The organism is Nonomuraea turcica, assembly GCF_030718205.1.
In the GTDB taxonomy this organism is placed as follows: Bacteria; Actinomycetota; Actinomycetes; order Streptosporangiales; family Streptosporangiaceae; genus Nonomuraea.
Genome location: NZ_JAUZQF010000029.1, coordinates 57,813 through 82,127 on the forward strand (window position 1 = coordinate 57,813; position 24,315 = coordinate 82,127).

Sequence of the window (24,315 nt, forward strand, 5' to 3'; positions counted from 1 at the left end):
GGTGGGCTGTTGAACGCCCGCCCCAGGGCGGGGCCCGTAGGTCCGGCGATTTGATGGGTCACGGGTACGCCGGCATCGACAATGAGCTGTACACCGACCCCAGGACCGACATGTACTTCGCCGACGCCAAGAAGGCCCGGACCGAGATCACCGCGGCCGTCAAAGTGCTGGTCGGCTGACTCCTCGTCCTGGATGTGACCTTAGTCACCATGCGTTCGGGCCGTTCGCCTCCGGCACGCGCCGACGGCAGGAGCGACGGTGAGATCACCGGAAAGCACGTAGTGAGGTGATCGAAATGGCCGTACTGCTGAGCACGACGCACGTCATGAACGATCCGCTGAGCGAGACGTATTTCGTGCGAGCCGCCGATGCGTTAGACATCCACCGGGCCGACAGCACGCATGCCTGTGCCGCTTGTGCCGGCTCCTGGCCATGCGCGCCGGCGCTGGCCGCCGCGTTCATGCTCGACCTGCACAGCGGCTGAGAGGACCAAAGGCACCCCTATTCGGGACTTTGTCCCCGGGTGCGGCGGGCGCGTTGTCGCGAGGCTGGAGGTGCGGCTCGGTGGGTCACGGCGTGCTCCACCACGTGGCCTGCCCGGTCGCGGTGGTACGGCCTCGCATCCAGGAGGAGACATGAACATCGAGTCGCTGACCGCCGGTCAGGTGATGAGCCGCGTTCTGGTGGCCGTCAAGCCGGATGAGTCGCCGCTGATGGCGTGGGAGCTGATGCGTCGCGCCGGCGTGCATCACCTGCCGGTCGTCGACGGGACGAATGTGCTGGGCATCCTGACCCGCGAGCAGCTCGCGGCGTCCTGGCAGGGTGGCCCCGATGAGCAGTCCAGCCGCCAGGTCCGCGCCTTGCTGGGGCGTGGCTGCCGGCCGCGGGTGCGGCCGGACACGCCCCTGGCCCGGGTCGCGGCCGTCATGCTCGACGCCGGGTGCGACGCCGTGCCGGTGGTGTCCGGCGACGGCCTGGTCGGGATGGTCACGGCTCACGATGTGCTGGTGGCCGTCGCCGGACGAGCCAAGCCCGCCGAAGGGCCCGCTGAGGTGGTCACTGGGATGTTCCACCTCGAACCTGTCCTGCCGCACGAGACCCGATAGGAGGCGCGCGATGGACGCGCTGGTCGTCTACGAATCCATGTACGGCAACACCAAGCAGATCGCCGAGGCGGTGGCCGAAGGACTGGCCTCCCGGCTGCAAACCGAGGTGATCGAGGTCGGCTCCGCACCCTTTCTGGTGGAGCCGGAGGTCGGACTGCTCGTGGTGGGCGGCCCCACGCACGCCTTCTCCCTGAGCCTGTCCTCCACCCGCCAGTCCGCCGCCCAGCAGGCCGCCGGGCCGCTCATCTCGCCGGGCATCGGGGTGCGGGAATGGCTGGGCGCGCTGTGCACGCCCTCGGCCGCTTGTGGTGCGGTGGCCTTCGACACCCGTATCGCCAAGCCGCGCATGCCGGGCTCGGCCGCTCGCGGCATCGCCAAGCGGCTGCGCCGCGTCGGCATCCGGGCGGTGGCACCGGCGCAGAGCTTCTACGTCACCGGCACCCAAGGGCCGCTGGTGGAGGGAGAGCTGGAGCGGGCGAGGCAGTGGGGAGAGAGCCTCGCGGCGTCGTTCCCGGTCCCTGCACCATGACGCGAGCACCCCGACGCTCCGCGACCCGGCCCGCCGGGTAAGGCCGAACGTCCCGATGAATCAGGGACCTCCGGCCCTACCTGCACACGACCCGCACGACGATTCTGGGAGAAGACACCCGCCGAGGCGCGAAAGAGATCCCCGTCCCTGAGGCGCCCTCCCTCCCGGCGAGCCGATCGGTGGCGGTGGCCGCAGTCACAATGCCCCTGCCACCGAGGCGGCGGCGCGAGCCGGGCAGGACGTCCCTCCCCTCGGCGGGTGTCTTCGCATGTCCGCCGTTCGCGGCGGTGACGACCCGGCACCGATGAAGGCCAAAGGTCCCATCGCACGCGGGACCGTCGCCTCTAAGCACCGAGCCCCGGGCGCCGGACGATACAGGCATGAGAATCGGAATCAACGGGTTCGGCCGGATCGGCCGGGCCGTCCTGCGTCGCGCGCTCCGCACCGACCTGGACATCGTCGCCGTCAACGACGTCGCCGACGCGGCCGCGCTGGCCCACCTGCTCAGGCACGACTCCACCTACGGCCCGCTCGACCTGCCCGTCACCGCCTCCCCCGGGGCGCTGGAGGTCAACGGCACGACCATCGCGGTCAGCGCCGTCGCCGACCCGGCCGAGATCGACTGGCGCGCCCACGACGTCGAGCTGGTCATCGACGCCACCGGCCGTTTCCGGACCAGGGATGCCTTAGCGAGCCACCTGAAGGCGGGCGCGCGCAGGGTCCTGCTCTCCGCCCCCGGCAAGGGCCTGGATGCCACCATCGTGCCCGGCGTTAACGACGCGGCCTACGACCCGGCTATCCACGAGATCATCTCGCTGGCCTCGTGCACCACCAACTGCGTCGCCCCCATGGTCAAGGTGCTGCACGAGCGGTTCGGCTTCGTCCGCGGCTTCATGACGACGATCCACGCCTACACCGGCGACCAGATGTTGCTGGACGCCCCGCACAAGGACCCGCGCCGGGCCCGCTCCGCCGCCGTCAACGTCGTGCCCACCACCACTGGCGCCGCCCGCATGGTCGGCCAGGTGCTGCCTGAGTTGAACGGCCGGTTGGACGGCATCGCGATCCGGGTGCCGGTGGAGGACGGCTCGATCACCGACCTGAGCGCTCAGCTCAGCCGCGCCGTCACTGCGCAGGAGGTCAACGACGCCTTTGCCGCGGCCGCAGGCGACGAGTTGCACGGCATCCTGCGCTACAGCACCGACCCGCTGGTCTCCCGCGACATCGTTGGCGATGCCGCCTCGTGCGTGTTCGACTCCGCCCTCACCCAGGCGAGCGGGGATCTGGTGAAGGTCTTCGGCTGGTACGACAACGAATGGGGCTACGCCAACCGGCTGGTCGAGATGGCCCAGCGGATGGTGTGACATGGAGACCGTTGCCGTGCTCGCCCCGCGCTTCGACGAGAAGTGCCTGGCGAGCACGCGCAACGCCGTCCACCGCGCGGCGAGGGCGCAGGGGCTGGCAGGGGAGCGGCTCGCCTCTCCCGCCGCCCGCCGCCCCTGGAGGGAGGGGGATCTGGCTGATGCGCCGACTGGCCGACCAACTCGGCTTCACACCGGTCCTGAGGGCACCACTGTGCGGTTACGCATGCGGGTAACCGCTGGCAGCTCGTGTGAAGGGGCATGGCATACCAGGTCCTTCGGCCCTCGGGCGACGGACCTCCGGCCCTGCACATGATGAACACGAGCGCGCTGCGATGGAGCTGAGAAGGAGGAGGACATCATGATCATCGTAGGAGTGGACGGCTCGGTGACCTCGAGAGCCGCCGTCGAGTGGGCAGCCAACGACGCCTTCCGCATGCGGGTGCCGCTGCGGATCGTGCACGCCGTGGACCGCTCGCCGTACCAGATCGGCAAATACCCCAACGTCGCCCTGCCTGATGTGCTGCTGAGCGAGGGCCGCAGGATCCTGCGCGAGGCCGAGGCGCTCGCCCGCGAGCGCCAGCCTGCGATCGAGGTCGAGACGCACAACATCGAAGGGGCGCCTGCCGTGGTCCTGCGCGAGCAGGCCAAGGGCGCCACCGAGCTGGTGGTCGGCAGCCGCGGGCTGGGCGGGTTCGCCGGCGCGCTGCTCGGCTCGGTCAGCATGCACGTGGCCGGTCACGTGCACTGCCCGGTCGTGGTGGTGCGGGGCGAGCTGCGGCCGGTGCACGGGGAGGTCGTGGCCGGGGTGGACGACTCGCCCGAGTGCGAGCCCGCGCTGGCTTACGCCTTTGAGCAGGCCAAGCTGCGGGGCAGCGCGTTGCGGGTGGTGCACGCCTGGCAGCTGCCGGTGCACGCGTTCGCGTCGGAGGCCGCCGTCGACATGGACGAGGTTCGTACGACGCAGCACCAGCTCGTCAGGGACCGGGTGGCGGCACTGAGCAAGGACTACCCCGAGGTCAGGGTCATCGAGGAGGCGCTGTCCGCGCATCCGGTGGACGCGCTCACAGACGCCTCGGAGCGGGCGAACCTGCTGGTGGTGGGCTCGCATGGGCGCGGCGCCCTGGGCTCGATGCTGCTGGGCTCGGTCAGCCGGGGCGTGCTGCATCACGCCCGCTGCCCCGTGGCGGTGGTTCGCGCATAGGACCTGCCTGGTCAGGGACTTTGGTCACCCGGCATCCAGGACGTCCGCCACTGCCGGCCGAGGCGGTGGACGGGAGAGCCTGGGAGTGGAGGTGGACGTCATGTCAATCGAAGTCAAGGACGTCATGGGGCGGGTTGCCATCGCCGTGCTGGAGAACGCGCCGTTCGCCGAGATCGTGGCCGCGCTGAAGCGGTACGCGGTCGGCGCGGTCACCGTGGTCGACGCCGACCGGCGGCCGGTGGGCGTGGTCTCCGAGGACGATCTGCTGCTCAAGGAGGCCGACCCGGTGCGGCACAGCGTGTCGATCTTCGACTCCCGCGCGCAGCGGCGCGATCACGAAAAGGCCGCAGGGGTGACGGCGGCTCAGCTGATGACCTCTCCGGCGATCACCGTCACACCGGGCACCAGCGTGCGTGATGCGGCGCGGCTGATGCACGCCAAGCGCGTCAAGCAGCTGCCGGTGATCGACCCGGTGACCGGGCGGGTCGTCGGCACGCTGCACCAGCGCGACGTCCTGCGGGTCTTCACCCGGCCGGCCGATGAGCTGGAGGCGGACATCAGAGCCGTGCTCACGGATCCCGCGGCATTGTCCATCACGGTCGACGCGGGTGTGGTGACGATCAGCGGCCGGGTGCGGTGGAGGTCCCAGGTTATCGCGCTCGTCGAGGCCGTGCGCGTCGTGGAGGGTGTGATCGACGTGGTGGACGAGGTGGTCCCGGACAAGGACGACCTCCTCATCGTCCCCTCGGGCATGTAGGAGGCGTTCGTGGACGCGGCATGGCGGATTGAGGTGCGCGGAATCGTGCAGGGTGTCGGGTTCCGGCCGTTCGTGCACCGGCTGGTGACGGCCATCGGGATCCGCGGGCACGTGAGGAATGCCGGCGGGATCGCCGCCGGATTCGAGATCGTGGAGAGCGAGACGGCTCCCGGAGCCGCTCGCGCGATCCCGCCGGATCTGGCCACGTGCGCCGAGTGTCTGCGTGAGCTGTTCGACCCGGCCAACCGGCGTTACCGGTATCCGTTCATCAACTGCACGGCTTGCGGTCCCCGGGCGACGATCATCGAGAGCCTGCCGTACGACCGGGCGCGCACGTCGATGCGCGGCTTCGAGATGTGCCCGGCCTGCGCCGCCGAATACCACGACCCGGCGGACCGGCGCTTCCACGCCGAGCCGATCGCATGCGCGTCCTGCGGTCCCCGGCTGCGCTTTATGAACATGACGGGAGAGACGGCCCTGGGGGCAGCGATCGACGTCCTCGCCAGTGGAGGCGTGGTCGCGGTCAAGGGGCTGGGTGGTTTCCAGCTGGTGTGTGACGCGATCAACGACGAGCCCGTCTCCCGGATCCGCCAGGTCAAGGCCCGCGACGCCAAGCCGCTGGCGGTCATGGCGCGCGACCTGATCACCGCCGGTGCCCTGGTCGACCTCTCGGACTCCGATCGCCTGCTGCTCTTCGCGCCTTCCGCGCCCATCGTGCTGGCCCCGCGACGGCACGGCGTCCTTGCGCCCGGCGTCTGCCACGGGATGCCGGACATCGGGGTGTTCCTGCCGTACACGCCGCTGCACCACCTGCTGCTGGAGGCGTTGCGCCGCCCGCTCGTGGTGACCAGCGCCAACCACGCCGACAATCCCATGCTCATCGAGGATGTCGCGGGGCCTGGAGGTGGACGGGGTGCTCACCCATGACCGGCCCATCGTGGCCCGCTACGACGACTCGGTGATCCGCTCGTTCGGGCCGCGCGCCACGACGATCCGGCGGGCCCGCGGTCTGGCCCCCGCTCTGCTGCGACTGCCGGTCGCCACCCCGCCGCTGGTGGCCGTGGGCGCCCAGCTCAAGAGCACATTCACGCTGGCCGAGGGTGATGGGGCGGTACTGGGGCCGCACATCGGCGACCTGTCCGACGCCCCGGCGCTGGAGGCGTACGAGCAGGCGCTGGAGCATTTGAGCCGGATTCACGGCATCGACCCGCAGTACGCCGCCCACGACCTGCATCCCGACTACCTGTCCACCCGGCTGGCGCGGCGCTGGCCCGGCCGCGTGCCCGTCCAGCACCACCACGCCCACGTCGCCGCCGTCGCCGCCGAGCACCGCCTGGAGCCGCCCTTCCTCGGCGTCGCCTACGACGGGCTCGGGCTGGGCGACGACGGCACCTTCTGGGGCGGCGAGCTACTGCTGGCCGGCTACACCGGCTACCGGCGGCTGGGCCGCTTCTCCCACGCGCCCATGCCCGGCGGCGTCGCGGCCGTCCGCAGGCCTGCCCGCATGGCGCTCGGCTACCTGCTCGGCGGCGAGACCACCCTGGACCCGATCCCTAGCGATCTTCCCGATCAAGAGGTGATCGGCCGCATGATCGCGCGAGGGGTGAACTGCCCGGTCGCCTCCAGCGCGGGCCGGCTGTTCGATGCCGCTGCAGCTCTGCTGGGCCTGTGTGACGTCAACAGCTTCGAGGGCGAGGCGGCGATGCGTCTGGAGCAGGCCGCGGGGGCGTTCCCCGGGAGCGAGCCGCTTGCGTGGCGGCTGGAGCGACAGGGCGGGCTGTGGGTGTACGACGGGGTGAGCACGTTGCGGCAGCTGCTGGAGGCCAAGGCGGACGGCGAGCCCATCGGCCGGATCGGCGCCGCGTTCCACGCCACGATCGCGGCCGTCACCGTACTGCTGTGCGAGCGGGCCGCGGCCGAGCACGATGTCACCCAGGTGTGCCTGTCCGGCGGGGTGTTCCAGAACCGGTTGCTGGCCACCGACGTGCTGGCTCGGCTGGCGGCGGCCGGGTTCGAGCCGTACATCGGTGAGCGTGTCCCGGTCAACGATGGCGGCGTCAGCTACGGCCAGGCGGCCGTGGCGGCGGCCAGACTGGCGTCTGCATAGGTCAGTCGCGCCGGTCGTCGTGGAGCCGGGCGGCCAGTGCGGCGGCCTGGGTGCGGCGCTGCATGTTGAGCTTGGACAGCAGGTTGGAGACGTAGTTCTTGACGGTCTTCTCGGCCAGGAACATACGCTCGCCGATCTGCCGGTTGGTCAGCCCTTCACCGATCAGCTCAAGGATGTGCCGCTCCTGCTCCGTCAGCGTGGCGAGGGGGTCCTTCCTGGAGGCCTGGTCGCGCAGGCGCTGCAGCATGGCGGCGGTGGTCTGCGGGTCGAGCAGCGATTGGCCGGACGCGACCGTGCGGACCGCGCCCACCAGGTCGGAGCCGTGGATCTGCTTGAGCACATAGCCGGAAGCCCCGGCCATAACCGCGTCGAACAACGCGTCGTCGTCGGCGAACGACGTCAGCATCAGGCAGGCCAGCCCGGGCAGCCGGGAGCGCACCTCACGGCAGACGTCCACGCCGTTGCCGTCGGGCAGCCGCACGTCCAGCACCGCCACGTCCGGCTGGAGCGCGGGGATGCGGGCGATCGCGGACTCCGCGGTACCGGCCTCGCCGATAACCTCGATGTCGTCCTCGGACTCCAGCAGGGCCGCCACACCCCGGCGCACGACCTCGTGATCGTCGACGAGAAACACACGAATCATGCTTGTGACGCTATAGGACCGTCGGCATGACCGAAAGGAACTGAAGTCCTGCGTTTGGAGGGCCAAAGTCCCCTTTCGTGAGGCCGTTCGGCGCTGTCCTCGGCGCCCTGCTGAAGCGTGTCCTGTAGGGGAGATCGAGGAGGGACCATGATTCTGGTAGGAGTGGACGGCTCGCGGGCAGGCATCGAGGCCGTCGGCTGGGCCGCACATGAGGCGGCCGTGCGGGAGGTGCCGCTGACCGTGGCGCACGCCATGCCACGGTGGGCATACGAGACCGAGATTGGCCGCTATGCCGAGGTGGCCGCGTGGATGCGCGAGGGCGGCAGGACCGTGCTGGCTGTGGCGGAGGAACGGGCGCGCAGGGAGCAACCGAAGATCAGCGTGACCACCACGTTCCTGCCCGATGACCCCCGCAGCGCGTTGATCGGCGCGGCAAGAGATGCCGAGCTGCTGGTGGTGGGCAGTCATGGGATCGGCGGCTTTCGCGGGATGCTGGTCGGATCGGTCGCGTACGGCGTGGCCGGGCACGCTCCCTGCGACGTTGTCGTGGTCCGCGAGCTTCCCTCGTCACCGCGCGGTGAGATCGTCGCTGGGGTCGACGCATCTCCGGCGTCCGGCCGGGTGCTGGAGTTCGCCGTCGCGGAGGCACGGCTGCGCGGTTCGCGGTTGCGTGCCGTCCACGCCGTCGCGGTCCGGTGGGACCCGGCGGGCCTCGACGAGCCGGGTGCCGTGGAGGACACCCTGGAGGCGCTCGCCGAGCGGCATCCAGACGTCGACATCGTCGAAGAGGAGGTACACGGCCATCCCGTCGAGGTGCTGCGGCAGGCCGCGAGCGTCGCCGACCTGCTGGTGGTGGGCTCACACGGACACGGAACAGTGACCGGGATGCTCCTGGGCTCGGTCAGCCAGGAACTGCTCCACCACGTGCCCTGCCCGCTGGCGGTGGTCAGGAGCGAGCGGTGACCATCGACGCGCAGCACGAGCCGCATGAGCAGATGAGCGACTATCTGGCAAGGATTGGCGGCATTCCGTTGCTGACGGCCGCGGAGGAGGTGGAGCTCGCCAGGCGGATGGAGGCGGGAGCCCACGCCGTCCAGCTGATGGAACGTGGAGCCGTCCAGCCCGGGCTGGCGGCCCTGGTCGCCGACGGCAGGGCCGCGAGACAGCACATGATCGAGGCGAACCTGCGGCTGGTGGTGTCGACCGCCAAGCGGTACGCGCAGCGCGGCATGTCGCTGGCGGACGTGATCCAAGATGGCAATCTGGGATTGATCGAGGCCGTCGAGCGCTTCGATCACACCAGGGGCAACCGGTTCTCCACGGTCGCCATCTGGTGGATCCGCAAGGCCATCCAGAGAGGGCTGGAGCACGCTCACCCGGTGCGGCTGCCGATCGGCGTACAGGACCAGCTCGCCAACGTCGCCCGCGCGGAGATCACGGCCACGCACCGGCTCGGACGCGAGCCCACCGAGCGAGAAGTGGCCGAGGAGGCGGGGCAGACGCCGGCGAAGCTCACCTTCCTGCGGCGGTTGCCCCGGGACTGCGTCAGCCTCGATGCGGTGGTGGGCGAGGAGCGGCAGTCCACCCTCGCTGACCTGGTGGAGGACGAGCGCGGTCCGTCCCCGGAACAGGCCCTTGAGGAGAAGGCGCTGGGGAAGGTCCTTGCCTCCCTCATCGACGGGCTCGCCCCGCGGCAGGCGCTGATCATGCGGCTGCGGTTCGGACTGGACGGGCACGAGACCCAAACGCCCCGGCAGATCGCCGTGGAGCTGGGGCTGACCCCGACATGGGTTCGCGCGCTGGAGAAAGAGTCGCTGGCCCTGATGCGCCGCCACGGCAGCCCCCAAGGGCTGCGGGCGTGGGCGAGCTGACCGGCAACGTCAAGGAGGCGGACTCGTGAAACGATCTGGACGCTGGTATCACTGGCTATATCGCGGCGGACGGCCGAACCGCGTGGCCCGTGCCATGAACGGGGCCTCGCGCGTGCTCCACTCGACCGGGTTGGTGAATCGCCTGGTCACCTTGGAGGTGAGGGGACGGCGTACCGGCCGGATCATCTCCTTCCCGCTGGTCATCGCCGACTATCAAGGCGAGCGCTACCTGGTGGCGATGCTGGGACAGAACACGAATTGGGTACGCAACGTACGCGCGGCGGGAGGGCACGCGGTGCTGCGGCACGGGCGGCGCGAGAACGTCCGCCTCGAAGAGATCGAGCCCGCGGCACGCCCTGCCATACTGCGCCGCTACCTCGCCTGCGCCCCCGGCGCGCGCCCCCACATTCCCGTGGACCGGCACGCGCGGCTGGAGGAGTTCGGGCGGATCGCGGCTCAGGTGCCGGTCTTCCGCATCACATCCCAATGGGGCTCGCCCGGGGAAACATGACCATGGCCTTCAGCGTGCTCTCCTACGCCGACGCCCTGGTCATCAGCATCGTGGCCGACACGGACCGCGTGCCTGACCTGCCCGTCGTCACCACCGCCCGGAGAGAAGACCGGCCGCCATCGCGGCGGGAATCGCTGCGATCGCTTCCGGGGGGTGAGGACCAAAGTCCCTTGAAGACGAGCCGGACGCCCCTAAGCAGGGCCGGCCCGTCCGGGAGACGGTGATGAGGAGAGGAGGTCGCCATGAGGGACGAACTCGGCGTGGTGGTGGGCTACGAGGATTCGCCGTCGGCGCAGGAGGCCTTACGGTGGGGCGCTGCCGAGGCCGTGGACAGGAAGCTGCCGCTGACCGTGTGCCACGCGTGGGAGTGGCACTACCACGAGTGGCCCGGCGAGCTGGTCCCGCTCGAGCTGGTTCGCCGCCCGGCGCGAAGGCTGGTGAAGGCCGCCGCCGCCTGGGCCAGGACGCGTTATCCGGAGCTGCCTGTCAGCACGTTGACCGGCCGGGGGTCGCCGGCCGCGCTCCTGGCGGAGCTGTCCAGGGAGGTGGAGCTGATCGTGGTGGGCACCCGGGGGTACAGCGCGCTCGGAGGGCTTGTGGCCCGTTCGGTGAGCGGACATGCGATCTCCTGGGCCGCGTGCCCGGTGATCATCGTGCGTGGAGACGCGGAGGCGCGGGGCGCCCGTGAGGTGGTGGTGGGCTTCGACGGCTCGCGGGTGTCCGTCGCCGCGCTGGGGTTCGCGGCAGGGGAGGCGGTACGGGCCGGGGCGCCGCTCAAGGTGCTGATCGCCCACCACGGCAGAGGCACGGACGCCGGCGTGAGGGAATCGCTCATCCGCGCCGAAGGGCTGGCGTGGGAGGAGCTGGCCGTCTGGCGGCGTCACCATCATGACCTGCAGACCAGTGTCGAGCTGGTCGACGAACCCGCGCGTCCGGCGTTGCTCGAGGCCGCGTGGAAGGCGCGCCTGCTGGTGGTCGGCACGCGCGGCCTCGGCGAGGTACGCGGGCTGCTGCTCAGGTCCGTCAGCCAGGCGATGGCACACCACGCGCCGTGTCCGGTCGCCGTCGTGCACGAGTCATGACTGTGCTCGCAGGGGGCGGTCAGGGGCGGGGGTCCCGCCGCTGGTCCCATCGGTCATGGGACCGCCTCAGCCCACCGGAGCCGCCTTCGGCCAGGGCTTTGATCGTAGTCATCTGCTTCCTGGCCGTGACGTAATCAGCCGACTGCGACAGGAGCAGGTAGATCAGGCCCAACAGGCCGGGGCGGCACAACACGCGGAGCCGGAACAACATCCTCGTGCGACCGCCGAGGTCGCGCAGGACGATCGCCCAGATCTCCGTGACGTGGAATGCCCGGATCGCCAGGACGAGCGCGCGCTCGCGCTCCACTAGCTCGACCCGGTAACCGGTGCCCGAGCGGCTGGTCAGGAGCAGATCGCCCACGTCGAGCTTCTGCAGCTCGGGGATGATGCGGCGGGCGCTGGGCATACCGCCGTTGTCGATCGCGTCATAGCCGTACCAGCCGGCCCGGGTGTATCCGCCCATCTGCACCAGCCATGGCCACACCGCCTCCGGCGGTGCGTCGATAGTGATGGCGCGAGTCGCGACGATGTGAGGGAGAGGAATGGCGGCGTCGCCCGGAAGCGGGTCGTGTACCTCCTCCCGAGTCGCTCCCCAGCGGAGCAGCCGCGGGCGCACGAACATCGCATAGGCGACGAGCCCGGCCGCCTGTCCCAGTAGCGCTCGTTGTAGCCGCCTTCCGGCATTGCGCGTTCTCCTCATGCCTCGATCGCATCAAAGGGGGCGCGACGCGGGACAGTGCCGAAAGTCGGTGGCGTAGCGGGCGTTCGTCCTCTCGTGCCACTGAACGGCGGTTTCGCTCGCCAGGGACGGGACCAAGGTCCTGGCGCTGAGGGCCGTACGGCACTGCTCCGGAAAGGCCGCAGGCGGTGTGCTTGGGGTGTGACAAGGACGACGCATCCGCAGCGAAAGGGGGCCGTCATGGCCGCCACCATCAACACGCCCGCCAGGCACACCGCCGCCACCGCCGCCGGCAAGAACCCGGTCGACTACGTCTGGGCGATCGCCCGGATCGCGATCGGCTGGGTGTTCCTGTGGGCGTTCCTGGACAAGACCTTCGGCTGGGGCTTCGCCACCCCGGCCGACCGCGCCTGGATCGAGGGCGGCAGCCCCACGACCGGGTTCCTCAAGGGCACTGGCGAGAACGCGCTCGGCGGCTTCTTCTCGAGCCTGGCCGGGCAGGCCTGGGTGGACTGGCTGTTCATGGCCGGCCTGCTGGGCATCGGCCTGGCGCTCGTCCTAGGCGTCGGCACCCGGATCGCCGCCGGCGCCGGCACGCTGATGCTGGTCCTGATGTGGGCGGCCGAGCTCCCTCTGGCCAACAACCCGTTCATGGACGACCACATCATCTACTCGATCGTGCTCATCGGCCTCGCCCTCGCCGGCGCGGGCACCACGTTCGGACTCGGCAACCTGCCGATCGTCCAGCGCAACCCCTACCTGAAGTAGTGCGCACGGCCACACGCCCGCCCCCGGCTGCCGGAGGCGGGCGTCGCGCTGTGCCGGATCGGACGGTGTGAACCGCCGTTGAACGAGCCTGAAACTTCGCAAAACGGAAGAGCTGGAGGTCCTGATGCCGGGTGACCGGGTCCTCTACCGGCCCCGCGAGCGCGGGATCGATCATGGAAGCATGACGAGCAGTCCCCCTGAATCCGCGCCGGTCGCCGAGGAGTCGGTCGCCGAGGAGTTGGCCTTCGTCGCCCGGGCCGTCGATGATCTGCGCCGTGCGGTGGCCGCCGCGGAGTCGGACTGGGGGTCGCAGATCGCTCGCGTGCACCCGGGCAACCACGACGGCGCGCTCAACCTGGTGCACTACTGGGCGATCCGCCAGCACGACCTACGCGACCTGCAGCCGCGCCTGGCGGCGTTCGGGTTGTCGTCCCTCGGGCGTAGCGAGTCGCGGGTCCAGGCGAGCCTGGATGCCGTGGCAAGGGCGATAGGCGCGCTGGCCGGTCGGCCGGAGAACGGGCCGGCGGCCCCGGTCACGTCGTTCACCCGTGGTCCGCGGTTGCTACGCCGCCGCGCCTGCGAGCTGCTGGGACCGCGGCCGGCGCGACGCCGTACCAGGATCATGGTGACGCTGCCGAGCCAGGCGGCCGCTGACGCCGCCCTGGTCCACGACTTGATCGCTCATGGCATGGGCGTGGCGCGCATCAACTGCGCCCACGACGGCCCTGCGGAGTGGGCGGCGATGATCGCCCACGTCCGCCGGGCCTCCGCGGCCACGGGACAACCCTGCCGGATCGCGATGGACCTGGCAGGTCCCAAGCTCCGCAGGGCCCATTGCTGCCGGGCCCGCGGGTGGTGAAGCTGCGTCCCGCCCGAGACGCGCTGGGCAGGGTGCTGGCGCCGGCACGGTGCTGGCTGACCGCCGAGGAGGCCCCGGCGCCCGCGCCGGAGCCGGGGCTGATCGTCGTGCGCGTCCCTGCCGAGTGGTTGCGCGGGCTGCGCCAGGGCGAGGCCGTCACCCTGCGCGACACGCGCGCCGCCAGGCGTACCCTCACCGTTGAAGCGGCGGCCTCGGGCGGAGTGGTGGCCGCCACCGGTCGCACCGTCTACCTGGCCACGGGAACGCTGCTGCACAGCCTGGACGGCCAGGCCCGGATCGGGGACCTTCCGCCGGTGCCCGGGCACCTGCTGGTGCGTGCCGGTGACGTGCTGACCCTGACCGGCGACGGCGCGCCCGCCGCCACCGGCCCGGTCGAGCCGCTGCGGATCGGCTGCACGCTGCCGGAGGTGTTCGACCACCTGGCCGCCGGCCAGCGGGTGCACCTGGACGACGGCAAGATCAGCGGCGTGGTCGCCCGGACCTTTCCCGACGGGGCCGAGATCCGCATCACCCGGGCGGCGGCCGACGGTACACGACTGCGCGAGGGCAAGGGCATCAACCTGCCCGACACCCACCTGCCCTTGTCCGCGCTGACCGACGCCGACCGCGAGGCCCTGCGTTTCGTAGCCCGCCACGCCGACATCGTGCAGATGTCCTTCGTGCGCAGCGCGCAGACGTGATCGACCTGCTGCAGGAGCTGGGCGAGCTCGGCGACAGCAGGCTCGGCCTCATCGTCAAGATCGAGACGGTGGAGGGGTTCGCGAACCTGCCGGAGATCCTGCTGGCCGCCATGCGACGGCCGCACGCCGGCGTCATGATCGCCCGGGGTGACCTGGCCGTCGAATGTGGCTACGAGCGGCTGGCCGAGGTGCAGAAGGAGATCCTGTGGCTGTGCGAGGCCGCGCACCTGCCCGTCATCTGGGCCACCCAGGTCCTGGACCAACTCGCCCGCAGCGGCGTGCCCTCCCGGGCGGAGATCACTGACGCGGCGATGAGCGTACGAGCCGAGTGCGTGATGCTCAACAAGGGCCCGCACATCATCGAGGCCACGGACATCCTGGTCGGCATTCTGTCGCGCATGAGCGGCCACCAGCACAAGAAGACCCCGCTGCTACGGCCGCTGCGTGCGTGGCGCCGCGCGCCGGGCAGCAAGCAGCCAGAAAGGAAGCTCACGCCATGACCGTCACCCTGTCGTACCAAGGCGATCCGGACCACGAACGCCGCAGCCTCGAGCTCCTGCGTGAACGCTTGATCGCCGCCTATCGCGACCGGCACAGCCCGGCCCACATCACCACCGTCGTCGACCACGCCGTCCAGCGCTTCGCCGGGCGCGGATCCGCGTGTTCGTACCGCTGCTGTGTGAGCGCATGGCCCGAGCGGCGCTGCGCGCCGATCCTCCCACCATCCAGCCTGGATCGGATCCGGTGCCAGATGATCGCCTGACCGCCGTGACTCAACCGGCCGCATAATGATCATGTATACGGGTGCGACGATCAGGAGGTGACCTGCACCCGCCGCCAGCAGGCTCAGGACGCTGCCCGCCGACAGGCGCCTGCCACCCATCACAGCCCCGCCGGCTCCGGATGGACAGGCGCCTGCCGCATGCGACTTGTTCACGGTGTTGGCGCGGCGTGCGTGGGCTCGCGCGCCGGGGGGCTGACGGCCAGACGGATGCCGAAGAGGATGAGCCCCGTTCCGGTAATCAGCAGGACCACCGTGGCGATGACGAGTCCTGCGATCAGCTCCTCCAGCCAGGGCAGCGTGACCGCCAGCTGGAGGTCGGTGCTCACTGCGGGTGTGCCGTCGGCGTTCATGATGACGGCGGCCCATTCTCCGGGCTGGATGTCCCACGTGAGGGATCCCGAGCCGGTGGCCGCCCAGAAGGTCTGTGCAGGCGGGGGCGAGTTCGGGGCCACGCCGGGATGGCGCTCGTAGCCGATGTCGCTGGAGCCGGATGAGAAGGTGAGGTAGGTGATGCGCTCGTGGGCGATGCCGCCCAGGTAGGCGGTGATGTCGTCCTGGCGGGCGATGCCGACGAAGAGTGGGGCGCCGGCGCGGGAGGTCTTGATCCGGACGCGGCCGACGCTCTCGCGCAGGAACCGCACGCCCTGCCCGGCGATGGTGACCTGTTCGGTCGTGAGGGCGTAGGTGGAGGTGGACACCCGCTCCGCATTGGTGCTGATGAAGCCGTCGGCGTCGCGCGCCTGGCCGAGCAGGGCCATCCCGGCGCCGGTGGCCGCCGTCGCGATCCCGGCGAAGGCGAGCAGGGCGCCCGTGGTGATGGCCATGATCGAGCCCGCGCCGTGCCTTACCGGGACGTGGGCGGCGGGCTTCTCCATCCGGGGCAGCTCGTGGCCGCCCTGCTCCAGGCGGAACGGCGGGTAGGCGTCGGTCATGAGGGTGGCGTAGGCGGCCACTCTGAGCGCCCACCGGTTCATGCCGATCACGAGGTCGTACAGGCCGTGCGGGTAGCGGCCGGTGAACAGCAGGAACAGGGCCGAGATGAGGACCAGCAGGCCGATGAGCCCGCCCCAGTCGAGCGTGTAGAGCACGCCGCCGCCGTCCGGCAGATCGCCGCGCCAGGAGATGATGCTGCCGCTGGTGAACAGGCCCACGATGAGGTAGTGCGGCAGGGCCAGCAGCCACCACTTGATCAGCACCAGGCCGCGTGAGAGCCGTTCGGGGTAGTCGATCTCCAGCGTGGCCGGGTAGTCCGGCGCCGGGCCGAGCGTGAACGGCGGGTAGCGGTCGGTGCCCAGGGCGCCGTAGGTGTAGTAGGCCACCCGCCAGGTCCAGCGCAGCACGCCGACGTTGAAGTCGAACAGCGCCCGCGGGTACCGGCCGGTGAACAGGATCGCGAAGAACGCGATGACGGTGAGGACCGCGAATGCGATCCACAGCAGGCTCAACACGATGTAGTGGGGTATCGCCAGGAGCCACTTGACGATCCAGAGGCCCCGGTTGAGCGGCTCCTCGAGCCGGGCCTCGACCCGTACGGGATAAGTACTCATTCTTTCAGCGCATCACCGCCCGGCACGGCTGCCTGCGGGCGAAAGTCCCGACCTCGCGCGCCGATGGACACCGGTTGCGGGGAAGAAGGGTCCAACGGCTCCGGACGTGTGACTTCCTGCCCCTACCCCCGTCCGAGGAGGCGATCACCCTGGTGGTGAGGGACGAGTGAAGGGGGTCCGCGATGTGCTGGGAAGAGATGTCGAAGTAGCAGCGGGGCACGTTGATCGCGCTGACGTCCGTGGAGGTCGCGCTCACGGCGGCTGCCGCGGTGGATCTGTGGTTCCGGCCACGGGAGGACGTGCGGGGGCGTAAGGGGCTGTGGTGGCTGGCGATCTTCGTTCAGCCGGTAGGTCCCATCGCGTACCTGCTGTGGGGACGGCGATCATGATGTGGAAGGCCTTGGATCGGCTCCAGACCCGCCTGGTGAACCCGGTCGTCTCATGGCTGCTCCGGTCACCGCTGCATGACCTGCTGTCGCGGCGGATCGTGCTGCTGACCGTCACCGGCCGTAGGAGCGGCGCCCCCATCCGCCTGCCCGTGGTGTACGAGCGGGACGGCGACACGCTCGCGGTGGTCAGCAGTCCGCGTCGGCTGTGGTGGCGCAACCTCGAAGGCGGCGCCCCGGTGCGGCTCGTCCTGGAGGGAACAGCGCGGGACGGCCACGCGACGGTCCGCCGGGAACCGGCGCCCGTGGTGACCATCTGCATGAAGGCGAAGCCGCTCGCCCCGCCGCCGGAAGCCTCGGGCGTGTGGTGGCGCTGGACGCGAGCGGTCACGCTGGGGGAGATCGCCGGGTTCACCGTGCCGGCGATGGCGGGGGCCTGGGTGGCCGCGCCCGGGTGGGGAATGCTGGGCATCGGGCCGCTGCTGCAGGCAGCGGTGATCATCCTGGCGGGGGGCGTGGAGGGTACGCTCCTCGGCCTGGCGCAGGCGTACGCGCTGCGGACAACGCTTCCCGCGGTCGCCACCCGCGACTGGGTACGGGCGACAGTGCAGGGGGCCGCAATCGCATGGGCCATTGGCGCGTTGCCGATCGTCTTGGGCGAGCGCATGCTGAGCTGGCCTCCTGTGGTGCTCGGCCTGCTGGGGCTGACCTTGGTGGCGGCCATGGGACTGTTGCAGTGGCGGCTGCTGCGGCGGCACATACGCGAGGCGTACTGGTGGGTGGCCGCGACAGCGGGCTCCTGGCTGGTCGCGCTGGGGGTGTTCGCGCTGGTGACCACGCCGCTGTGGCAGGAGGGCCAGCCCGCCTGGCTGGTCGTCGCCATCGGTGTGCTCGGCGGGGCAGCCATGGCGGCCACGGTGGCGGCGCTCACCGGGGCTGCTCTGGTGCGCCTGCTGGCTCGCCCGGCTCACCAGGGGCTGGACTCCGTGCCCGCTGGTGAGTGGCGCAGACCGGCTTGATCATTTCCGCCGGTAGCCAGCCGCCCTTCCGTCGCCATAGTGCCGATGGTCCCTGGTCGTGCGGGACTTCGTCCTCTGTGGGTGCGGGCAGGCCGGGTGTGTGCTGGAGATGTGAATCGGGATGACGTCAAGGCCGTCTACCGAGGCGGTGTCCTGGAGGTCAGCGTGTGGCTGGCCGACGGAAAGAAGGCGGAGGGCCGGCGGATCACCGTCGGGCACTGACACCCGGCCGGGCGCGGACGGGGCGCCTGCCCGCGCTCGGCGCCTTGCGAGGAGGTCGATGATGAACAGAACGATCGTCGTGGGGATCGACGGGTCGCAGACGGCGAGGTCCGCGCTCGTCTGGGCAGCCGAGGACGCCCTACGCAGAAACCGGCCGCTGCGGATCGTCCACGCACGCGAGCCCTGGTCGGCCGAGCACCCGCTCACCGCCTCGGGCGACCAGGAGACTCTGACCGAGCGGTGCCAGGCGCTGCTGGCGGACGCGGCCGAACGGGCGGCCGCCCTCGCCCCAGGGGTGCGGATCTCGACCGCCCTGCTCACCGGCGCGGTGATCGAGCGGCTCAAGACCGAGTCCGAAAGGGCCGACACGTTGGTGGTGGGCAGCAGGGGGCTGGGCGGGTTCGCCGGGCTGGTGCTCGGCTCGGTCGTGCTCGGTCTCGCCGGGCACGCGGAGTGTCCGCTGGTCGTCGTCAGGCTGCTCACGCACGAGGGCAACGGAGAGATCGTGGTCGGCCACGACGGCTCCCCGAATGCGGACCTGGCGCTGGAGTACGCCATGGAGCAAGCGGCCGCTCGCCAGGCGCGGGTCCGTGTGCTCCATGCCAGCCGGTATCCGATCCGTGCTCCGCACCCCGCCGGATCCGGGCCGTCGCCTGCTGGGGAGGCGGTCGAGCTCGGGCCGCGCCTGATGCCCTGGCGGGAGAAATACCCCGACATCCAAGTGATCGAGACGACAGTCCACGGGCACCCGGTTCCCGCACTGGCCCAGGCGTCGAAAGCCGCCGATCTGGTGGTGGTCGGGTCGCGTGGGCTTGGCGGCTTCGCCTCGGCGGCGCTGGGCTCGGTCAGCCACGGGGTCCTGCATCGGGCGCGCTGCCCGGTGGCGGTGACGAGTACACCGGGGAGGCGGGCATGACCGTCGTCGTCGCCCCGCCGTACCTCACCCAGGAGGCGCGGCGCGACTGGGATCTGCTGCAGCGGCAGACCGCCGGGGCAGCCGCGTTCGATCCGGCCTGCGCCGATCTGCTGCCCGAACCGGCGCGGCGCTGGGTCCTGCACGCCATCGCCCCCGGCACGCCGCTGTTGCGTGCGATCGTCCTGAGCATGCACGGCACGATCAGACTGGGCCCCTGGCGGCGATTCCACGCCAGCCAGGTCCTGCTGCCGTTGGAGGGGTTCGTCTGGTGCGCGAGCGCCTATCTCGGCGTCCTTCCGGTGCACGGCTTCGATCGTTATCGCGCGGGCGTGGGCGAGATGCGTTGGCGGCTACTCCGCGCCCTTCCCGTGATGTCGGGCGGCGGATCGGACATCACCAGAAGCGCCGCAGGCCGGCTCGCATGCGAGTTCGTGCTGGCGCCCGCGGCCGCCCTCGACCCGCGCGTGCGGTGGAAGGTGCTGGACGAGCGGCGCGCGGTGGTCACCCTGCCGGTCGGGACCGAGGATCACGAGGTGACGCTGACCGTGGCGCCGGACGGCCGGTTGGAGAGCGTCACCATGAGCCGTTGGGGCAATCCGGACAAGGGCGCTTATCGTGAGCACCTGTTCGGTGTCGAGTGCGAGGGCGAGATCACGTTCGACGGGTTCACCATTCCCGCGGGCATACGAGGCGGTTGGTGGCAGGGAACGGAGCGGTGGGCCGACGGCGAGTTCATCCGCTTCACCATCGACGACGCGCTGTTCCGCTGAGCGAATGGTCAGTACGGCCGTCTGCCATGGTCTAGGGCGAGCAGGGAGGGCGGCTGCCGAGTTGGCCGGCGCCCACCTGGGCTCGGTCAGCGACCACGTCGCCGGGCAGGACGGCCGGCTCATCGTCAGCCGCCCGCGCGAACGGCCACATCGTCCTGTCTCCAGGACAACCTGTCGATGACGTCGACGACGCCGTTGACGCGGCCGGCCAAGCGGACCGCCATGCCGGCCTCAGTGCGCCGGTCCATCTGGCCGGACAAGGTGACGACGCCCTAATGCACCTCGACACGCACGTCACTGGTGTCCAACCACAGCGCCCGGCCGAGAACGTCGTCACGAACCACGGCGGCGATCTTGTCATCGTCGCGCAGGAACACCTTGACCAGGTCACGGCGGCTCACGATGCCGACAAGGCAGCCGTTGCCGTCGACGACCGCGAGCCGTCTGACGTCACGAGCCTGCATGATCCGCGCGGCCGAGACCACCGACGCCGCGGCGCTGATCACGATCGGCGGGGTGGTCATCAGCGCAGCAGCGGTGTCACCCGCGGCCTTCTGCCTACCCTTGGGATGGCGCAGCCGGGCACGCAGCGGCGGCCGGTAATCTTCACGGTGGAACTGCTCCCGGAACTCCTCTTTGCGCAGCAGATCGGCCTCGGACACCATGCCGATCACATGGCGGTCGTCGTCCACCACCGGAACGGCGCTGATGTCGTCGGTGATGAGCGCTTGGGCGATGTCCTTGAACGGGGTGGCGGCGGTGACAGAGACGACCTTGCTGGTCATCACGTCCTCGACGATCATACGCATCGCGCATCAGTCCTCTTCTGGTCCATACGTCCCGGGCAGGCGTGGGAGAGCTCGGTGGCGGGCCGGCGTGGGCTGCGGGGGACGTACGGTCCGTAGCCGAGCCTGATGATCATCTGGGGGTGGCCGCGCCGGTGGTGCGGATCCCTGCGACGGCGCATGTCGCGCAGGTCGAGCGGCTGGTTCAGGAACGACGCCGACAGGCCGTGTTTGGTGGCGACCAGCAGCATCCGCTGCAGGGCTTGGCCGGCGCGTAGCCAGTCGACCGGTCGGTCACCCATGGTGGTCAGCACCGCGAGCTGAGGTCGCTGCTCGAAGCGGGCCTCGCCGCTGTGCCGCCCGAAGTCCCTGACCGGTGGCGGATCCTGCACGGCATGAGGGCCGTGTGCGTAGGCGGGCACGCCGTCGTACCGTGCTCCGGGCATCGTCCAGGCCGCCAGCTCGGCCTGGTAGTCGTGGTCAGTGGCGAGTGCGTCCTCGGCGATGGCGGCGTAGTCGAGGGTGTCGAGCGTGCTGTGGCGGTCGAGCCAGGCCAGTCCGGCGCCCTCGCGGGCGGCGGCGAGCCGCAATTCGGCCATGACGTCGTGAGGTATCCGCCGGTCGAAGAAGGGGCGACGGCTGGTGCGCCGCACGGGGATGAGGTCGTACAGCTCGCGCTGTCCGGCCGAGGCGGGCAGCGCCGCGCCTATGCGCACGGCGGCCACGAGATCGAGATCGTCTTCCGAGTCGGGCAGCAGGAACGTCATCGGCCGCCGCCCGGAGGTGCGGATGGCCAGGCGCAGGTTGAACAGGGCCGCGCCGCAGCTGATGTGCTGGTTGCGTCCGCGGGGGTCGCTCACCCGCAGCCGCCGGTCGGGATCGGCGTACAGCTCGACGTACTCGTGGCGGACGGCGCGGAAGCGCCACGGCTGGGTGTTGAGCACCGACGGCGCCTGACCGGCCGCCACCAGCAGCCGCCGGACGCCGAGTTCGGTAGCGAGTTGAGTGGACATGACGCACCTCCCGCGACCGACGCTCCCGCACCCGCCTTCGACCTACTAGGGCCGGATGGCCCTGGCCTTTGGTGCCGAAAGCCCCTGCCTGGCGCATGGGGTGAACGGAGACAGTGTCGGACATGACGACCGTGTCCCAGCTCAGGCCAGGGCTTACAGCAGCCGAGGCGGCGGCGCGGCTGGCCGCCGACGGCCCGAACGCGCTGCCGTCGGCCCACCGCACGCCCGCGGTGGTGTTGCTGTTACGCCAGATGGTGCACTTCTTCGCCCTGCTGCTGTGGGGCGCGTCCGTGCTGGCGCTGCTGGCCGGGATGCCGCAGCTGGCCGTGGCGATCGTGGTCGTGGTGCTGCTCAACGGTGGCTTCGCCTTCGCCCAGGAGTACCGCGCCGATCAGGCCGCGCAGCGGCTGCGCGAGCTCATCCCGGCCAACGCGGTCGTGCGCCGGGACGGCAAGCGGGCCCTGATCGGCGCGTCCGAGTTGGTGGCCGGTGACGTGGTGCTGCTGGAGGCGGGGGACCGGATTTCTGCCGACCTGGAGTTGGCCGAGGTGCACGCGCTGGCCGTCAACGAATCCATGCTGACCGGTGAGAGCCGCCTGGTCCGGTCGCAGGCCGGTGACCGGGCCTTCGCGGGCACGTTCGTGGTGGAGGGCCAGGCAGAGGCCGTTGTAGTGGCCACCGGCGCGCGCACCCGGCTGGCCGGGATCGCGAAGCTGACCCGGGAGGCCTCCCGGCCACCCAGCCCGCTGTCGGTGCAGCTCGGCAAGGTCGTCAAGATCGTCGCCGGGATCGCGCTGGCCGTCGGCGCCGTCTTCTTCGGCCTGGCCGTGCTGCTGGGCATGGAAGCGAGCCAGGGCTTCTTGTTCGCACTTGGCGTCACCGTGGCGCTGGTCCCGGAAGGGCTGCTGCCCACGGTCACGCTGTCGCTGGCCAGGGCGGCGCAACGGATGGCCGCGCACAACGCGCTGGTGCGCCACCTGGAGGCGGTCGAGACGCTCGGCTCGGCCACGTTCATCTGCACCGACAAGACCGGCACCCTCACCCGCAACGAGATGACCGTGGCCGAGGTGTGGGCGCCTGCGTATGCGCCCTGCGAGGTGCTGCGCTCGGCCGTGCTCAGCTCCACAGGTCGGATGAGCGATGGCAAGCCGGTGGGCGACCCGATGGAGGTCGCGCTGCACGTCGAGGCGTTGAAGCTCGGCGCCGACCTGGCCGGTGAGATCACCGCACGATTCCCCTTCGATCCGGTACGGCGCCGCGCGTCCGTCACGGTGGACGGCGGGCTGCACCTGAAGGGCGCCCCGGACGCCGTGCTGCCGCTGTGCCGGGCCGTACCCGGTGTGGACGACGCGCTGGCCCGCATGAGCGACCGCGGACTGCGGGTGCTGGCGGTCGCCCGCGGCGGCACGGACGAAGAGCGCGACCTCGACCTGCTCGGCCTGGTCGGGCTGCATGACCCGCCCCGCGAGGACGTCACCGAAGCGATCTGGAAATGCCGGATCGCGGGGATCAAGCTGGCTATGGTCACCGGTGACCATCCACGCACCGCCCGCGCCATCGCCGCCGAAGTCGGCCTGCTCGGTCCCGACGAGTTAGTCGTCACCGGCGCCGACCTGCCCGCCGACGACGCCGCACTGGGCGCGTTACTGGATCGCGACGGCGTGGTCGTCGCCCGGGTGACGCCCGAAGACAAGCTGCGCATCGCCCGGGCTCTGCGCGGGCGCGGCCATGTGGTGGCGATGACCGGCGACGGCGTCAACGACGGTCCCGCGCTGCGGGAGGCGGACATCGGCATCGCGATGGGCGCCTCAGGCACCGACGTCGCCCGTGAGGCCGCCGACCTGGTGCTGCTCGATGACCACTTCGCCACGATCGTCTCGGCCGTCGAGCTGGGCCGCGCCACCTACGCCAACGTGCGCCGCTTCCTCACCTACCACCTGACCGACAATGTTGCCGAGCTCACCCCGTTCGCCGTCTGGGCGCTGTCCGGCGGCACCATCCCGCTCGGGCTCAGCGTGCTGCAGGTGCTCGCCTTGGACATCGGCACCGACTTGCTGCCCGCCCTTGCTCTCGGCGCGGAACCGGCCAACCCCCGCACGATGCACGGCCCTGCCCGCACTGGCGCCCTGATCGACCGCCGCCTGATCGGCCGCGTTTTCGGCGTTCTTGGCCCGGCCCAGGCGCTGGCCGAGATGGGCGCCTTCGTCGGTGTGCTCTTGCTCGGCGGCTGGCACCTCGGTACCGCCCCGAGTCCCGGCCTGCTCGCCGCTGCTTCCGGGACGGCCTTCGCCGCCGTGGTGCTCGGCCAGTTCGCCAACGCCTTCGCCTGCCGCAGCGAGACCCGCTGGATCGGGCGGATGCGGTGGCGCTCCAATCCCTTGCTGCTGGGCGCGATCGCCGTCGAGGCCGTGCTGCTCCTGATTTTCCTTGGCGTTCCAGGTGTCGCGGGCCTGCTTGGCGGCGCCTTCCCACCTGCGACCGGATGGGCGCTCGCCGTGCTGGCGATCCCGGTGATGGTCCTGGCCGACACGGCGCATAAGGCGTGGCGGGCAAGGCGCGTGTCTGAAGCGGAGTCTCCTTCGGAAAGCACCATGGGCCACGGCGATGCCCTCGCCTGAGAGCGGCCGGCCGGGGTCGTCGCCTCGCCGGAGTAACGGGAAGGAGGCATTTCCTGATGTAGGTCGGTGCTCGCTGC

Annotated in this window: 26 protein-coding genes and 2 pseudogenes; 22 read left to right on the forward strand and 6 right to left on the reverse strand. The window is 70.8% G+C overall.

Going from position 1 to position 24,315, the window contains the following annotated elements; all coding sequences use genetic code 11:
* Nucleotides 1-53: 53 nt before the first annotated feature.
* From Q9G87_RS49445 to Q9G87_RS49485, 9 genes are all read left to right on the forward strand, one after another.
* Entirely contained in the window at nucleotides 54-179 is a 126-nt protein-coding gene (locus Q9G87_RS49445) for an NAD(P)(+) transhydrogenase (Re/Si-specific) subunit beta (RefSeq protein WP_305923634.1), read from the forward strand.
* Nucleotides 180-295: 116 nt separating this feature from the next.
* Nucleotides 296-484 (forward strand): hypothetical protein, encoded by a 189-nt coding sequence (locus Q9G87_RS49450; protein ID WP_305923635.1) that lies wholly within the window; start codon nucleotides 296-298, stop codon nucleotides 482-484.
* Between the two features lie 151 nt (nucleotides 485-635).
* Nucleotides 636-1,106, forward strand: coding sequence for a CBS domain-containing protein (locus tag Q9G87_RS49455; protein WP_305923636.1), 471 nt, complete (start codon nucleotides 636-638; stop codon nucleotides 1,104-1,106).
* A gap of 10 nt (nucleotides 1,107-1,116) precedes the next feature.
* Complete coding sequence (locus tag Q9G87_RS49460; RefSeq protein ID WP_305923637.1) at nucleotides 1,117-1,635, forward strand: flavodoxin family protein; 519 nt, start codon at nucleotides 1,117-1,119, stop codon at nucleotides 1,633-1,635.
* Between the two features lie 380 nt (nucleotides 1,636-2,015).
* The gene (gap, locus tag Q9G87_RS49465; RefSeq protein WP_305923638.1) at nucleotides 2,016-2,999 is read left to right on the forward strand and encodes a type I glyceraldehyde-3-phosphate dehydrogenase; all 984 of its coding nucleotides are present in this window, start codon (nucleotides 2,016-2,018) and stop codon (nucleotides 2,997-2,999) included.
* 358 nt (nucleotides 3,000-3,357) lie between these two features.
* Complete coding sequence (locus tag Q9G87_RS49470) at nucleotides 3,358-4,200, forward strand: universal stress protein (RefSeq protein ID WP_305923639.1); 843 nt, start codon at nucleotides 3,358-3,360, stop codon at nucleotides 4,198-4,200.
* 100 nt (nucleotides 4,201-4,300) lie between these two features.
* Nucleotides 4,301-4,957, forward strand: a complete 657-nt coding sequence (locus tag Q9G87_RS49475) for a CBS domain-containing protein (RefSeq protein WP_305923640.1) — start codon at nucleotides 4,301-4,303, stop codon at nucleotides 4,955-4,957.
* Nucleotides 4,958-4,966: 9 nt separating this feature from the next.
* On the forward strand, nucleotides 4,967-5,884 hold the full coding sequence (locus Q9G87_RS49480) for a Sua5/YciO/YrdC/YwlC family protein (RefSeq protein WP_305923641.1): 918 nt from the start codon (nucleotides 4,967-4,969) through the stop codon (nucleotides 5,882-5,884).
* A complete protein-coding gene (locus Q9G87_RS49485) occupies nucleotides 5,844-7,064 on the forward strand; it encodes a Kae1-like domain-containing protein (protein ID WP_305923642.1) in 1,221 nt (406 codons plus the stop codon). The genes Q9G87_RS49480 and Q9G87_RS49485 overlap by 41 nt, the downstream gene beginning before the upstream one ends.
* A gap of 1 nt (nucleotide 7,065) precedes the next feature.
* On the opposite strand, the gene Q9G87_RS49490 is transcribed toward Q9G87_RS49485, so the two are convergent.
* A complete protein-coding gene (locus tag Q9G87_RS49490; protein WP_305923643.1) occupies nucleotides 7,066-7,707 on the reverse strand; it encodes a response regulator in 642 nt (213 codons plus the stop codon).
* Between the two features lie 147 nt (nucleotides 7,708-7,854).
* Here Q9G87_RS49490 and Q9G87_RS49495 point away from each other — a divergent pair, with 147 nt between their 5' ends.
* From Q9G87_RS49495 to Q9G87_RS49510, 4 genes are all read left to right on the forward strand, one after another.
* Nucleotides 7,855-8,670 carry a universal stress protein gene (locus tag Q9G87_RS49495; protein ID WP_305923644.1) on the forward strand — a complete coding sequence of 272 codons (816 nt, stop codon included), beginning with the start codon at nucleotides 7,855-7,857 and terminating at the stop codon, nucleotides 8,668-8,670.
* A complete protein-coding gene (locus Q9G87_RS49500; RefSeq protein WP_305923645.1) occupies nucleotides 8,667-9,578 on the forward strand; it encodes a sigma-70 family RNA polymerase sigma factor in 912 nt (303 codons plus the stop codon). The genes Q9G87_RS49495 and Q9G87_RS49500 overlap by 4 nt, the downstream gene beginning before the upstream one ends.
* 25 nt (nucleotides 9,579-9,603) lie before the next feature.
* Nucleotides 9,604-10,089, forward strand: a complete 486-nt coding sequence (locus tag Q9G87_RS49505; RefSeq protein ID WP_305923646.1) for a nitroreductase/quinone reductase family protein — start codon at nucleotides 9,604-9,606, stop codon at nucleotides 10,087-10,089.
* Between the two features lie 242 nt (nucleotides 10,090-10,331).
* The gene (locus tag Q9G87_RS49510) at nucleotides 10,332-11,171 is read left to right on the forward strand and encodes a universal stress protein (protein WP_305923647.1); all 840 of its coding nucleotides are present in this window, start codon (nucleotides 10,332-10,334) and stop codon (nucleotides 11,169-11,171) included.
* Nucleotides 11,172-11,190: 19 nt separating this feature from the next.
* On the opposite strand, the gene Q9G87_RS49515 is transcribed toward Q9G87_RS49510, so the two are convergent.
* Nucleotides 11,191-11,871 carry a hypothetical protein gene (locus Q9G87_RS49515; RefSeq protein WP_305923648.1) on the reverse strand — a complete coding sequence of 227 codons (681 nt, stop codon included), beginning with the start codon at nucleotides 11,869-11,871 and terminating at the stop codon, nucleotides 11,191-11,193.
* 219 nt (nucleotides 11,872-12,090) lie between these two features.
* Here Q9G87_RS49515 and Q9G87_RS49520 point away from each other — a divergent pair, with 219 nt between their 5' ends.
* The 4 genes and pseudogenes from Q9G87_RS49520 to Q9G87_RS49535 all read left to right on the forward strand — a co-directional run bounded on the left by Q9G87_RS49520 (nucleotide 12,091) and on the right by Q9G87_RS49535 (nucleotide 14,941).
* Nucleotides 12,091-12,618 (forward strand): DoxX family membrane protein, encoded by a 528-nt coding sequence (locus Q9G87_RS49520; protein WP_305923649.1) that lies wholly within the window; start codon nucleotides 12,091-12,093, stop codon nucleotides 12,616-12,618.
* Between the two features lie 181 nt (nucleotides 12,619-12,799).
* Complete coding sequence (locus Q9G87_RS49525; RefSeq protein ID WP_305923650.1) at nucleotides 12,800-13,477, forward strand: pyruvate kinase; 678 nt, start codon at nucleotides 12,800-12,802, stop codon at nucleotides 13,475-13,477.
* Between the two features lie 347 nt (nucleotides 13,478-13,824).
* Nucleotides 13,825-14,678, forward strand: a pseudogene (locus Q9G87_RS49530) (pyruvate kinase).
* Complete coding sequence (locus Q9G87_RS49535) at nucleotides 14,675-14,941, forward strand: three-helix bundle dimerization domain-containing protein (protein ID WP_305923651.1); 267 nt, start codon at nucleotides 14,675-14,677, stop codon at nucleotides 14,939-14,941. The pseudogene Q9G87_RS49530 and the gene Q9G87_RS49535 overlap by 4 nt, the downstream one beginning before the upstream one ends.
* A gap of 911 nt (nucleotides 14,942-15,852) precedes the next feature.
* Here the strand turns inward: Q9G87_RS49535 and Q9G87_RS61055 are convergent.
* A pseudogene (locus Q9G87_RS61055) lies at nucleotides 15,853-16,509 on the reverse strand (DUF4389 domain-containing protein); the annotation flags it as partial.
* A 221-nt stretch (nucleotides 16,510-16,730) separates the two neighbouring features.
* Between Q9G87_RS61055 and Q9G87_RS49545 the strand changes: the two are divergent.
* The 4 genes from Q9G87_RS49545 (at nucleotide 16,731) to Q9G87_RS49560 (ending at nucleotide 19,822) form a co-directional block, all read left to right on the forward strand.
* Nucleotides 16,731-16,898, forward strand: a complete 168-nt coding sequence (locus Q9G87_RS49545) for a PLD nuclease N-terminal domain-containing protein (protein ID WP_305923653.1) — start codon at nucleotides 16,731-16,733, stop codon at nucleotides 16,896-16,898.
* Complete coding sequence (locus Q9G87_RS49550; RefSeq protein ID WP_305923654.1) at nucleotides 16,895-17,914, forward strand: nitroreductase/quinone reductase family protein; 1,020 nt, start codon at nucleotides 16,895-16,897, stop codon at nucleotides 17,912-17,914. Before Q9G87_RS49545 ends, Q9G87_RS49550 begins: the two co-directional genes overlap by 4 nt.
* 280 nt (nucleotides 17,915-18,194) lie before the next feature.
* Nucleotides 18,195-19,052 carry a universal stress protein gene (locus Q9G87_RS49555; RefSeq protein ID WP_371825947.1) on the forward strand — a complete coding sequence of 286 codons (858 nt, stop codon included), beginning with the start codon at nucleotides 18,195-18,197 and terminating at the stop codon, nucleotides 19,050-19,052.
* Nucleotides 19,049-19,822 (forward strand): DUF6544 family protein, encoded by a 774-nt coding sequence (locus Q9G87_RS49560; protein WP_305923655.1) that lies wholly within the window; start codon nucleotides 19,049-19,051, stop codon nucleotides 19,820-19,822. Before Q9G87_RS49555 ends, Q9G87_RS49560 begins: the two co-directional genes overlap by 4 nt.
* Before the next feature lie 125 nt (nucleotides 19,823-19,947).
* Here Q9G87_RS49560 and Q9G87_RS49565 read toward each other — a convergent pair whose 3' ends face one another.
* Genes Q9G87_RS49565 through Q9G87_RS49575 form a run of 3 tightly spaced genes read right to left on the reverse strand, consistent with a single transcriptional unit; the run spans nucleotide 19,948 to nucleotide 21,620 of the window.
* The gene (locus Q9G87_RS49565) at nucleotides 19,948-20,082 is read right to left on the reverse strand and encodes a hypothetical protein (RefSeq protein ID WP_305923656.1); all 135 of its coding nucleotides are present in this window, start codon (nucleotides 20,080-20,082) and stop codon (nucleotides 19,948-19,950) included.
* A gap of 12 nt (nucleotides 20,083-20,094) precedes the next feature.
* Complete coding sequence (locus Q9G87_RS49570; RefSeq protein WP_305923657.1) at nucleotides 20,095-20,631, reverse strand: CBS domain-containing protein; 537 nt, start codon at nucleotides 20,629-20,631, stop codon at nucleotides 20,095-20,097.
* Nucleotides 20,622-21,620: an Acg family FMN-binding oxidoreductase gene (locus tag Q9G87_RS49575; RefSeq protein WP_305923658.1), complete on the reverse strand. Its 999-nt coding sequence runs from the start codon at nucleotides 21,618-21,620 to the stop codon at nucleotides 20,622-20,624. The genes Q9G87_RS49570 and Q9G87_RS49575 overlap by 10 nt, the downstream gene beginning before the upstream one ends.
* 122 nt (nucleotides 21,621-21,742) lie before the next feature.
* Between Q9G87_RS49575 and Q9G87_RS49580 the strand changes: the two genes are divergently transcribed.
* Complete coding sequence (locus tag Q9G87_RS49580; protein WP_305923659.1) at nucleotides 21,743-24,238, forward strand: cation-translocating P-type ATPase; 2,496 nt, start codon at nucleotides 21,743-21,745, stop codon at nucleotides 24,236-24,238.
* Nucleotides 24,239-24,315: the final 77 nt, after the last annotated feature.